This window comes from Cognatiyoonia sediminum, from assembly GCF_900129845.1.
Taxonomy (GTDB): domain Bacteria; phylum Pseudomonadota; class Alphaproteobacteria; order Rhodobacterales; family Rhodobacteraceae; genus Cognatiyoonia; species Cognatiyoonia sediminum.
This window is the reverse complement of sequence record NZ_FQXB01000001.1, coordinates 1,325,154-1,336,973: the sequence shown is the minus strand read 5'-3', so window position 1 is coordinate 1,336,973 and position 11,820 is coordinate 1,325,154. Positions and strand designations below refer to the sequence as shown.

Here is an 11,820-nt window from a genome sequence, read left to right as displayed (position 1 = left end):
CTATTTGCTAAAGCTCGGCAAGCGACCTGTCATGCTTTCCATAACCCCGTCGCGACGGATGAGTTTGTGCCAGAGCGCACCGGCGATGTGGGTCATTAGGAGTGCGGGGAGCACGACCAGTGATGCCTCGTGCAGTGCGATCATTGCCCCCATGAAGAGACCGCTGAGCGCTGGTGTTGCGAAACCGAGGGCAATGCCGAGGCCGCTGAGGACGATCGCAAAGACACTGGCGTAGAGGCCGATATGAACGAGTTTGGAAATCTTGTGTTCCCAGGTTGGCGCACTGTCGGGCAGCCGGGTGGTGCCGCCGACAGCTTTGGTCCAGAGCAGGCGCAACAAGAAGACGCTGCCAAGGATCAGTGCGAAGATGATTTCGAATTGGAACAGCGCGGGGTCTGCAAGTTGGGACACATTATCGAGTCCCTTGAAGTAACCGAACGCCAGCAAACCTGCTGATACCCAGTGCAGACCCTTGGTGACAAAGCCATGTGGTTTCGCGGTTTCAGTCATTGTCTGTCCCTTTCTTGTTTCGTGTCGAGAAAGAGATGAGGGATGGACCTGCCGTGCGCCTGACGCCTTCCTTACATGTTTGTAAGAAACCAAAAAGGCCCGCACAGTGGCGGGCCTTCCAAATCGGGTTTTGGATCGCTTACAGGATTTTGATGCCTGCTTTTTCTACATCTGCCATGAAGCCGGCCAAGCCTTTGTCGGTGAGCACATGGTTGGCCATATTCTTGATCACGGCGGGTGGAGCGGTGGCCACATCTGCGCCGATTTTTGCGCATCCGCTCATGTGGTTGGCAGAGCGGATGGAGGCAGCGAGGATTTGGGTTTCAAAGCCGTAGTTATCGTAAATGGTACGAATATCTTCGATCAGTTCCAGACCGTCGAGGTTGATATCATCCAGGCGTCCGATGAAGGGGCTGATGAAGGTTGCACCGGCTTTTGCAGCTAAGAGCGCTTGGTTGGCAGAAAAGCATAGTGTGACGTTGACCATCGTACCTTCGTCGCTGAGAGCTTTGCAGGTTTGCAGACCCGCCCACGTCAGCGGCACTTTCACAGCGATATTGTCGGCGATTTTTGCAAGCTTACGGCCTTCTGCCAGCATGGTGTCTGCGTCGAGGGCTACGACCTCTGCCGACACGGGACCATCGACAATGTCACAGATTTCTTTCGTGACTTCGAGGATGTCACGGCCAGATTTCGCGATCAAAGATGGGTTGGTTGTGACCCCGTCGACCATGCCCAAGGCGTGTAGTTCTTTGATCTGGTCGATTTCAGCGGTGTCGACGAAAAATTTCATAAGCTCTCTCCAGCGGTGGGTTGGCGTTTGGTTGTGTGTCGTTTACCTCATGGGGGTGACTGCCGAAACCCCAAATATGCTAGCGCTAACATGAGCGAAACTTTCTTTCACGAAGGTGATCTTGTTGGTGTGCTGACTGCGCAGCCTCTGGATCGGGTGCTGGATTACAAAGCACCAGAAGGCGGCGTCTTCATGGGTGCGTTTGTTGAGGTGCCATTGGGCCCGCGCAAAGTGTTGGGCGTTGTGTGGGGCGAGGGGGCTGGTGATTATGATCGGTCGAAGATCAGATCGATCATACGGGTGCTTGATGTCCCGCCGATGCGCGAAGAGATGGCAGAGTTTTTGATGCGGGCGGCGGATTACACGCTGACGCCGATGTCCGCGATGCTGCGCTTAGCGACACGTGCGCCGGGGCTGGGTGATGCGCCGTCGATGCGTAAGGTCTATCGTTTGGGCGATCAAGAGCCGGACCGGATAACGCCAGCGCGCGAAAAGGTTCTTGGCGTTTTGCGTGATTTTGGGGGGTTGTCGTTCACCCTGAAAGAAGTGGCCGAGATGGCGGGGGTGGGTACCTCTGTCGTCAAAGGGTTGGTTAAACTCGGTGCAGTGCGGGAGGAAGACACACCGCGCGACATGCCCTATCCGCAGCTTGAACCTGATTATGGTGGAAAGGAGCTCACAGAAGATCAGGCGCGCGTGTCTGATGCTTTGAAAGAGGGTATCAGGTCTGGCGCTTACGGGACGACCTTGTTGAAGGGCGTCACCGGTTCAGGGAAGACCGAAGTTTATTTAGAGGCTGTGGCGGAGTGTTTGCGTCAGGGTCGGCAAGCGTTGGTTTTGCTGCCCGAGATTGCTTTGACGGGCGAATTCCTGACGCGGGTGGAAGCTCGGTTTGGGATGAAACCGGCGGAGTGGCATTCCGGCGTGACCATGAACGAGCGGCGGCGCTGCTGGAAGATGGTCGGGCAGGGTGCCGCGCAGATGGTTGTGGGCGCGCGATCTGCGTTGTTTTTGCCGTTCCAAGATTTGGGGTTGATCGTCGTCGATGAGGAGCATGACACCTCTTACAAGCAAGAAGACGGGGTGATGTATAACGCCCGCGATATGACTGTGCTGCGGGCGGCGATCAACGGTGCACAGGTGGTGTTGGCTTCGGCGACGCCAAGCCTTGAAAGCTGGGCGAATGTGGAGGCTGGAAAGTATCAGCGTCAGACGTTAACCACGCGCTTTGGTGAGGCGGTGATGCCAAAGATGTCCGCGATTGATATGCGTATCGAGGACGTCCCGAGCGGGACATGGGTGTCGCCCACATTGCGGGATGCGATGGCAGAGCGGTTGGAAGCTGGGGAACAATCGCTAATCTTCCTCAACCGCCGCGGCTATGCACCGGTAACGCTGTGTCGGGCGTGTGGGCATCAGATTGGCTGCGATCATTGCGATGCTCGGATGGTGGAGCATCGGTTCCTCAAGCGGTTGATGTGCCATCAATGCGGTGAAACGAAACCGATGCCGACTGTCTGTCCGCATTGCGAGGCGGAGGATCGATTGTCTGCCGTGGGCCCAGGAGTGGAGCGGATGGGGGAAGAGGTGTCGGCGCTTTTCCCAGAAGCACGGGTCGCTGTTTTGTCGTCTGATCTTTACGGTTCTGCCCGTGCAATGAAAGCGCATATCGAAGAGATTGCGTCAGGTGGCGCGGACATCATCATCGGCACTCAGCTGGTGGCGAAGGGGCATAACTTTCCCAATCTGACGCTGGTGGGCGTGATCGACGCAGATCTTGGATTGCAAGGGTCTGACCTGCGGGCCGCAGAGCGGACGTTTCAGTTGATGCGGCAGGTGGCAGGGCGCGCGGGGCGTGCGGAGAAGCCGGGGGAGGCTTTGTTGCAGACCTACCAGCCGGAGCATGCGGTGATCCGCGCGATTTTGGCGGGGGACGAGGAAAGCTTTTGGGCGGCTGAGGCGGCAGAACGTAAGCAAGCCGGTGTGCCGCCTTATGGCCGCATGGCGGGGATCGTGCTGAGTAGTCCGAACGTGCAGGAGGTCTTTGATCTGGGTGGAGAAATGGCGCGTCGGGATGCGCCTTTGCGGCAGATTGGGGCGCAAATTTTTGGACCTGCACCCGCGCCGATTGCACGGATCAGAGGGCGGCATCGGGTGCGGCTTTTGGTGAAGGTTGAGAAGACAGCTCCGCTGCAAAAGGCGCTGGCGCAATGGGCGGGGCAGTTTAAGCTGCCAAGCAACCTGCGGATGTCGATCGATATCGATCCGCAAAGTTTCTATTGAGGATTTGAGATGTTCAAAGGGTTATCTGCCTTTCCATTGACCCCGGCGAGCGCGGATGGGGTTGTTGACACCGACGCGTTGCAGCAGCTGACTGCACGTCTTGTACCGCATCCCGTGACCTCGATTGGATTGTTGGGAAGCACGGGCACCTATGCCTATTTAACGCGGGCCGAGCGGCGGCGGGCCGTTGCGGCGGCGGTTGAAGTGCTGGCTGGCAAGGTGCCTTTGATCGTTGGCGTGGGCGCCATGCGCACGGATGAGGCTGTTGCTTTGGCTCAGGATGCGGCAGCCGAAGGGGCCGATGCGGTGTTGATGGCGCCGGTGTCATATACGCCTTTGACGCAGGATGAAGCGTTTGGACACTATCGGGCGGTGACTGCGGCGGCGGGCCTGCCGATGTGCGTTTATAACAACCCCGGAACCACGCATTTCACCTTTTCAGAGGCTTTGGTACAGCGGTTGGCGGAGGTTGATGGCATCGCCGCTGTGAAGATGCCTTTGCCCGCTGATGGCGACTTTGCTGGCGAAATTGCGCAGCTTGGGCGCGATGGATTTGAGATTGGCTATAGTGCCGATTGGGGGATTGCCAACGCGCTTTTGGGAGGGGCCGGGTCGTTCTATAGCGCCGTGGCGGGGACGTTGCCGAAACAGGTGACGGCGCTGTCGTCTGCCGCTTTGGCCGGGGATGAAGCGGCAGCGCGGGCTGAGGATGACAAGCTGGCGGAGCTTTGGGCGTTGTGTAAAGCCCGCGGAAGCGTGCGGGTAATGCATGCGGCGGCGACGCAGATAGGGTTGATCGATACGCCTTTGCCACTGCCTCTATTGCCATTGGAGACGGGCGAGCAGGACGCTTTGGCGGTGATCTTGGAGCAAATTGACGCAACGGTCTGAACAGGGTGTTTTCAATCCTGTAGTGTCATGTTTCTTTGGCGGTAGGGAGAAGAACACATGACTAACAATCCAATCCGCGCCGAAGTGCTGTTGCCCACCGGTGAATTGCGTAATGATCTGCCGTTTTACACCAAAGTCTTGGGGATGCGGATGGATACAATATTTCCTGCCGATGATCCCACGACAGCGACGTTTTCTGGCCACGGGCTGAACATCCGTATTCAAAAGGGTGCGCCCGTTCAGCCGGGGGTATTGCGGATTCTGACCGATGATGTCGCCGGATTTGCGGATGGGCAAACAGAACTTTTCGCACCCAATGGGACAAAGGTTGAGATCGCTCCGCTGACACCGGTGGCGGAGACACCAGCGGTCGCGCATGAGTTTCAGGTCCGCCGTTTACGGGATGAGGCCCCTTGGATCATTGGCCGCGCGGGGATGCATTATCGTGATCTGATTTCGTCGCGGTTGGGTGGGGCGATCATTGCGAGCCACATTCGGATCCCAGATGGTGGGCCGGTGCCGGATATGGTGCACTATCATACCGTCGGGTTTCAGCTGATCTTTTGCTATCGCGGCTGGGTCGATCTGCTTTACGAAGATCAGGGAGAGATGATGCGCCTTCATGCGGGCTGCTGCGTCACCCAGCCTCCCGGTATTCGGCATCGTGTTGTCTATGCCTCGCCTGATATTGAGGTCATTGAGGTCGGTGTGCCAGCAGAGCATGTCACCACCATTGATCATGAGATGGAGCTTCCAAACGGGCCGGCGAATCCTGACCGCGAGTGGGACGGGCAAAAGTTTGTGCATCACGTGAAGGATAAGGCGGTCTGGCAGCCCTTCCGTATACCGGGGTTTAAGGCGCGAGATACGGGGATCAACGCAGGCACCAAGGGTGTCGCGGGCATACAAGTTGCGCAGTTTGAGCGCGGCGAGACCGCTAAGACTGTACATGATGCGGACATTCATTTTACCTTTGTCATGGAAGGCGGCATGACGCTGCGGGCGGATGGGCAGGCGCCTTCGACGCTGGAAGCTGGCGATGCCTTCGTGATCCCTCCGGGCTTGGCGACGCAGTACACCGAGTGTTCGGACGACTTGGAGCTGTTGGAAGTGGCTTTGCGTGGCGATTTTGGCTCTGAAGTTGTGACCTGACGCAAATCTGCAGTGCGCGATTGCCTCTCGCTTCTTTGGAAGGAGAGGCGTAAGCGGGTCGTATGAAAATCCTTCGCCTTTCAGATGCCGGTGCCTATCCGATTTGGCGCCGCCCGATTACATTCCTGATCCTAGGTGCGATCGGAATGCCGATTGCGTTCAATACATGGTCCGCTTTGCTCAATAACTTCGTGATCGAAGTTGCAAATTTTGATGGGTCAGACATTGGGTGGTTGCATACGGTTCGAGAGATACCGGGGTTCTTAGCGATTGGCGTCATCGCCATCCTGATGTTTATGCGAGAACAGGTACTTGGCGTGGTGTCGCTGTTCGTACTGGGGATCGCGACGGCGCTGACGTCCTATTTCCCTTCGATGGCAGGTATCTTAACGCTAACGATGCTGTCTTCTATCGGGTTCCATTATTACGAGACGGTGAACCAATCCTTGCAGCTGCAGTGGATTAAGAAAGAGAAAGCCCCGCAAACCTTAGGTTGGCTCATGGCAGTTGGATCGGGCGCGACGCTGATCGCCTACGTCTTGATCGTTTTGACGTGGGAAAGATACGACCTGTCCTACCGCTTCGTCTATTGGATGGGTGGGGGAGCGACGGCTCTGATCGCTGTCTATATGTACTTCTTCATTCCGCAGTTTGAGGCAGAGCATCCACAGCGGAAAGAGTTGGTTCTGAGAAAGCGCTATTGGCTCTATTATTTGTTGCAATTCATGGCGGGAGCGCGTCGGCAGATCTTTGTCGTTTTCGCTGGCTTTATGATGGTCGAGCGCTTTGGCTTTGAAGTGCATGAGATCACGCAGCTTTATCTGATCAATCTTATCTTTACGATTGTTGCCGCACCCTTGATGGGACGCGTCGTGGCTGTCTTCGGAGAACGGCGTGCGTTGTTGTTTGAGTATTTCGGCTTGGTCTGCGTCTTTTTGGCTTACGGCGGCGTCTACTATTTCGGGTGGGGTGTGTTGGTCGCCGCAGGCCTCTATATCCTAGATCATATCTTCTTTGCGTTGGCGCTGGCGTTGAAGACCTACTTTCAGAAAATCGCGGACCCTGGCGATATTGCCCCAACAGCAGCGGTTGCCTTTACGATCAACCATATTGCTGCGGTCTTCTTGCCAGCAGGTTTGGGATACCTTTGGTTGGTGTCCCCTCAAGCGGTATTCATCCTAGCCGCATCAATGGCTGCGACATCGTTCCTTTTGGCACTGTTGATCCCGCGGCATCCGTCTCGTGGGAATGAAACAATATTCTCACAAAAAGTTGCGGCACCGGCAGAGTAGATAAGCGCGGTCAGACCTCCTATATCTGCAGAGAACCAAAACGGAGGATGCCATGTTTTTCATGTCCAAAGCGAAATCGGAAATGGTCTCAGCAGGTGACGCGTTGGTCGGTCGCGAGATGGCGATCCCGACGGCAGATACGCATTTTGTCTATGGCCGCCCATTGAACGCGGACGTGCCTGACGGCATGGAAGAAGCCATGTTCGGTATGGGCTGCTTCTGGGGCGTTGAGCGGATGTTTTGGAAGTTGAACGGCGTTTATTCCACGATGGTGGGATATGCTGGCGGCTATACGCCGAACGCAACGTATGAAGAAGTGTGTTCTGGCAAGACTGGGCACAATGAAGTTGTGCGGGTGGTCTACGACCCTGATGTGATTTCTTACGACGATCTGTTGCGTGTGTTTTGGGAAGGGCACGATCCGACCCAAGGGATGCGCCAAGGCAATGATCGTGGGACGCAGTATCGGTCGGGCATCTACACCTATTCTGACGCGCAAGCGAAAGCGGCCGAGGCGTCAAAGGCGGCTTTTGCGCCGAAACTGTCTGCAGCCGGTTACGGGATGATCACGACAGAGATCATCGACGCGCCTACGTTCTATTTCGCAGAAGATTACCACCAGCAATATTTGGCGAAGAACCCGAATGGATATTGCGGGATTGGTGGAACTGGCGTGACTTGCCCGATTGGGGTTGGTGTTTAGTCACACTCGATTGCACTTTTTGTGGCGGCGGTCTAACCGAAGGGGAACTTTCGAAAGGGCCGCAGCCATGCCGACATTTACCGCTTTGACCACATTGGAAGGGGCCGACCGAGCGAATGCGCTGGGCGAGGCCTTAGAAGCGCTCATGCCGGAGCCAACAGGTGTCGGCGTTTTTGAGGTAGAGGACGATTCCGGCATTTGGGAGGTCGGGGCCTATTTTACGGAGGAACCGGATCAGGCGGGATTGGCCATTCTAGCCACCATGCATGAGGCCAAGCCGTTTGTTGTATCCGAAGTGCCGGATCAGGATTGGGTCGCGAAAGTCAGACGCGAACTCGCGCCGGTCGAGGCTGGCCGGTTCTTTGTCTATGGCAGCCATGACGCCGACAAAGTGCCTGACGGATCAATCCCGCTGCTGATCGAAGCGGCCATGGCCTTTGGCACGGGGCACCATGGAACGACGCTTGGGTGCCTATTGGCGTTCGACAGGCTGATCGAAGATGGGTTCGTGCCGCAAAACACGATTGATGTTGGATGCGGAACGGCTGTTTTGGCGATGGCGGCGGCACATGTTTCGCCCAACAAAGTTCTGGCCAGCGACATCGACCCTGTGGCCATCGATGTGGCGGATGCCAATGCAGAGGCAAATGACTTGGCCGACCGGATTGTCACTAAGGTTGCTGTTGGATTGGACGATGACGATCTGAAAGCTGCCGCGCCGTTTGATCTTGTCTTTGCCAACATCCTCAAAGGTCCACTAATCCTGCTCGCGCCGTCAATTTGTAACGCGACCGCGGACAATGGTTACGTGATTCTCTCCGGAATTCTGAACGAGCAAGCCGACGAAGTGGCAGACGTTTATACACGGAACGGGTTCAATGTTATTCAGCGAGACAGTATTGTTGACTGGACGACGTTAACGCTTTGTAAATTAAGCAGTTAAAAAGGCAAAATTGCTTCATTTTTTCCGTCTGCCGCAATCTCGCCATATTTGATTTGGAATATGTAAGGCGAATTTTGGGGGAAGGATTGGAGTAGGTCATGACGACTGCACAAGTACCATTTCAAAAGCGTCTTCGACGGATCGTGCGAGAGCATCAGCGTATGTCAAATGGCGCGACCCATGTGATGCGTGCGGATGGCCTGATTGTAGCACGTCCACGTGTCTACAATCCGAAATTCCCACTGCGTGGTTTAGTCCTTCTTCTAGGTGCGGCGATCCTGTTCAAAGGGTTCATCTACGCGTCATTGGGAAGTGCAACATATGCAGACCGTGTCGGTCAGTTGGCGAGCGGTTCGATTGCAGAGCAAGCGGGCGCTTGGGTGATGCAGCCTGATCTTGCGACACTGGCCGTAGCGCAGTTTTTGAACGCCGTCGGTCTCTAAGATCTGCAAGACATACTGAGGAAAGCGCGCTTTCGGCGCGCTTTTTTGTTTTTGGATACAAAAAAGGCCGCGCCTGGGAGGATAGCGCGGCCTTTGGAGCTAATATGTTTTGATCAGAAACGACGGTTTGCGATGTTGTCGATGTCACCGCGGACCAAACCGATGTCTTCCAATTCGCGAGCGGACAGTTTGTTCAGCGCATTACGTGTCACGCGTGCGTCGTTCCATGCGATAACGGATCCAAAAGCGTCAGCAACAGCGCGCGTTACGCGGCCAGCGGACATTACGTTAACGGTACGGTTGGTATCAAAAGCAGCCATTGCCTTACTCCTATGTTTTGTTTGTGCTGTCTTGCAGCATTTGTTCGTCTGTAAGGCGCATGTATGCCTGTGGATGGGGAATGACCAATGCTGTTTTGACATGACTCATATGCGTTTTCAGAATGCCTCATTAATAGGCGGTGAACGCGATAAGGTTTTGTCGTTTATAGGATTTTTCGCGTCGAAATTTGGCGTTATTTTTGGGTTTTGGACTGTATTTGCGTCAACGCGCTTGGATTTTGTTCGCGTTTTGTGCTACCGCTTGATCAACAAAACATACGAGCAGGGGGCGCGGATGCGCGTTTTGGGAATTGATCCCGGTTTGCGGAACATGGGTTGGGGTGTGATTGACGTCTCTGGCAGCCGAATCGCGCATGTCGCGAATGGCGTGTGCCACGGGGTTGGTGTGGCTCTCGCAGATCGGCTTTTGGCTTTGCATGAGGCGCTTACGGACGTTGTTGCGCGGTATGAGCCCGACACGGCCGCGGTTGAGCAGACATTTGTGAATAAGGACGGCGCTGGCACATTGAAACTCGGGCAAGCGCGCGGTGTTGCATTGCTTTCCCTGGCACAAGCAGGGATCAGAATTGGTGAATATGCTCCGAACTCTGTCAAAAAGGCGGTTGTCGGCGTGGGACATGCTGAAAAAACGCAGATTGAGCATATGGTGAAACTTCAGCTTCCGGGCGTGAAGTTGTTGGGCCCTGACGCGGCTGACGCTTTGGCAATCGCGATTTGCCATGCGCATCACGCGCAATCGGCGGGGCGGCTCGATCAAGCTCTCGCAAAGGCCAGCGCATGATTGGGAAAATATCGGGTCGCTTGGAGTATCGCGCAGAAGACCATGTGCTGATCGATGTGCGCGGGGTCGGGTATCTTGTCTATGTCTCTAACCGTGTGATGGCGTCGCTGCCGTCAAATGGGGAGGCGGTGGCGCTGTATACCGACTTGTTGGTGCGCGAAGATAATTTGCAGCTGTTCGGATTTACCACTTTGGTGGAGAAAGAATGGCATCGCTTGTTGATGTCGGTTCAAGGGATTGGCGCGAAGGCATCGATGGCGATTTTGGGAACGATTGGCGCTGATGGGGTCAGTCGCGCGATTGCCTTGGGTGACTGGAACGCGATTGCAAAGGCCAAAGGTGTGGGGCCTAAGACGGCGCAGCGCGTCGCAATAGAGCTGAAGGACAAAGCGCCTGGTGTGATGGCCATGGGCGGAACCGTGGCGCAGGCATCAGGCGATGAAGTGGTGGAGGTCATCGAACCAGTGGCGGCTCCTACTGCGCCAATGGCAAACCCTGCGCAGGCAGAGGCATTGTCGGCCTTGGGCAACCTTGGCTATGCGCCCGGTGAAGCAGCGAGCGCAGTCGCCGAGTCCGTAGGTGCTGATCCGGATGCAGATACCTCGACATTGATCCGAGCGTCCTTGAAGCTGTTGGCGCCAAAGGGGTAAGGCATGGATATGTCTGAACCTGACCCAACCTTGCGGCCTGAGCGGCAACCAGAAGATGCTGATCGCGCCTTGCGGCCGCAGTCCTTGGATGAATTCATCGGGCAGAAAGATGCACGTGCGAACCTGAAGGTGTTTATCGAAAGCGCCAAGAAACGCGGCGAAGCGATGGATCATGCGCTGTTTCACGGGCCGCCCGGGTTGGGCAAGACAACGCTCGCGCAGATCATGGCGCGGGAGTTGGGCGTGAATTTCCGCATGACCTCTGGCCCTGTTCTGGCGAAGGCGGGGGATTTGGCGGCGATCTTAACCAATCTCGAGGCGCGGGATGTTCTGTTTATTGACGAAATCCATCGGCTGAATCCTGCTGTGGAAGAGGTGCTCTATCCGGCGCTTGAGGACTTTGAGCTGGATTTGGTTATTGGCGAAGGGCCGGCGGCACGCACGGTGCGGATTGAATTGCAGCCCTTTACGCTTGTTGGGGCGACAACCCGCTTGGGTTTGTTGACGACGCCATTGCGGGATCGATTTGGAATTCCGACAAGGTTGGAGTTTTATACGGTCGATGAGTTGCACGAGATCGTGACACGAGGCGCGCGATTGATGGGGGCGCCAGCTGACGACGCAGGCGCGCTGGAGATTGCGAAGCGGGCGCGGGGTACGCCTCGGATCGCAGGCCGTTTGTTGCGCCGCGTTGTGGATTTTGCGGTTGTTGAAGGCGACGGGCGTGTGACGCAGGCGATCGCGGATCGAGCATTGACACGGCTTGGCGTTGATCATTTGGGCCTTGATAGCGCGGACAGGCGGTATCTGCGTTTGATTGCAGAAAGCTATGGTGGCGGACCGGTTGGGGTTGAAACCATGTCCGCGGCGTTGTCGGAAAGCCGAGATGCTTTGGAAGAGGTGATTGAGCCTTATCTGTTGCAAAAGGGCTTGATCCAGCGCACACCGCGCGGGCGGATGCTAGCTCAGGCGGCTTGGACCCATTTAGGTCTGGACGCGCCTAAAGGGCAGAGCGATCTGTTCGGATAAACCAAGGTG

At 56.0% G+C, this 11,820-nt stretch carries 13 protein-coding genes; 10 read left to right on the top strand and 3 right to left on the bottom strand.

Features of this window, described 5'->3' with window-relative positions:
* Together BUA85_RS06705 and fsa are read right to left on the bottom strand one after the other, a co-directional pair.
* The gene (locus BUA85_RS06705) at positions 1-510 is read right to left on the bottom strand and encodes a cytochrome b (protein ID WP_072900052.1); all 510 of its coding nucleotides are present in this window, start codon (positions 508-510) and stop codon (positions 1-3) included.
* 139 nt (positions 511-649) lie between these two features.
* The gene (fsa, locus tag BUA85_RS06700) at positions 650-1,303 is read right to left on the bottom strand and encodes a fructose-6-phosphate aldolase (RefSeq protein ID WP_072900051.1); all 654 of its coding nucleotides are present in this window, start codon (positions 1,301-1,303) and stop codon (positions 650-652) included.
* A gap of 90 nt (positions 1,304-1,393) precedes the next feature.
* Here fsa and BUA85_RS06695 point away from each other — a divergent pair, with 90 nt between their 5' ends.
* The 7 genes from BUA85_RS06695 (at position 1,394) to BUA85_RS06665 (ending at position 9,010) form a co-directional block, all read left to right on the top strand.
* Complete coding sequence (locus BUA85_RS06695; RefSeq protein ID WP_072900050.1) at positions 1,394-3,586, top strand: primosomal protein N'; 2,193 nt, start codon at positions 1,394-1,396, stop codon at positions 3,584-3,586.
* 9 nt (positions 3,587-3,595) lie between these two features.
* Positions 3,596-4,477, top strand: a complete 882-nt coding sequence (locus BUA85_RS06690; protein ID WP_072900049.1) for a dihydrodipicolinate synthase family protein — start codon at positions 3,596-3,598, stop codon at positions 4,475-4,477.
* 57 nt (positions 4,478-4,534) lie between these two features.
* Positions 4,535-5,629 (top strand): cupin domain-containing protein, encoded by a 1,095-nt coding sequence (locus tag BUA85_RS06685; protein WP_072900048.1) that lies wholly within the window; start codon positions 4,535-4,537, stop codon positions 5,627-5,629.
* Between the two features lie 62 nt (positions 5,630-5,691).
* On the top strand, positions 5,692-6,921 hold the full coding sequence (locus tag BUA85_RS06680; protein WP_072900047.1) for an MFS transporter: 1,230 nt from the start codon (positions 5,692-5,694) through the stop codon (positions 6,919-6,921).
* A gap of 52 nt (positions 6,922-6,973) precedes the next feature.
* The gene (msrA, locus tag BUA85_RS06675) at positions 6,974-7,624 is read left to right on the top strand and encodes a peptide-methionine (S)-S-oxide reductase MsrA (RefSeq protein WP_072900046.1); all 651 of its coding nucleotides are present in this window, start codon (positions 6,974-6,976) and stop codon (positions 7,622-7,624) included.
* Positions 7,625-7,691: 67 nt separating this feature from the next.
* Complete coding sequence (locus tag BUA85_RS06670; protein WP_072900045.1) at positions 7,692-8,567, top strand: 50S ribosomal protein L11 methyltransferase; 876 nt, start codon at positions 7,692-7,694, stop codon at positions 8,565-8,567.
* Positions 8,568-8,665: 98 nt separating this feature from the next.
* Complete coding sequence (locus tag BUA85_RS06665; RefSeq protein ID WP_072900044.1) at positions 8,666-9,010, top strand: hypothetical protein; 345 nt, start codon at positions 8,666-8,668, stop codon at positions 9,008-9,010.
* 113 nt (positions 9,011-9,123) lie between these two features.
* Here BUA85_RS06665 and BUA85_RS06660 read toward each other — a convergent pair whose 3' ends face one another.
* Positions 9,124-9,330, bottom strand: coding sequence for a DUF1127 domain-containing protein (locus tag BUA85_RS06660; RefSeq protein WP_072900043.1), 207 nt, complete (start codon positions 9,328-9,330; stop codon positions 9,124-9,126).
* Between the two features lie 295 nt (positions 9,331-9,625).
* Between BUA85_RS06660 and ruvC the strand changes: the two genes are divergently transcribed.
* Genes ruvC through ruvB form a run of 3 tightly spaced genes read left to right on the top strand, consistent with a single transcriptional unit; the run spans position 9,626 to position 11,811 of the window.
* On the top strand, positions 9,626-10,132 hold the full coding sequence (gene ruvC / locus BUA85_RS06655; RefSeq protein ID WP_072900456.1) for a crossover junction endodeoxyribonuclease RuvC: 507 nt from the start codon (positions 9,626-9,628) through the stop codon (positions 10,130-10,132).
* A complete protein-coding gene (gene ruvA, locus BUA85_RS06650) occupies positions 10,129-10,782 on the top strand; it encodes a Holliday junction branch migration protein RuvA (RefSeq protein ID WP_072900042.1) in 654 nt (217 codons plus the stop codon). Before ruvC ends, ruvA begins: the two co-directional genes overlap by 4 nt.
* 9 nt (positions 10,783-10,791) lie before the next feature.
* A complete protein-coding gene (gene ruvB, locus BUA85_RS06645) occupies positions 10,792-11,811 on the top strand; it encodes a Holliday junction branch migration DNA helicase RuvB (protein WP_072900455.1) in 1,020 nt (339 codons plus the stop codon).
* The last annotated feature ends 9 nt before the right edge of the window (positions 11,812-11,820 follow it).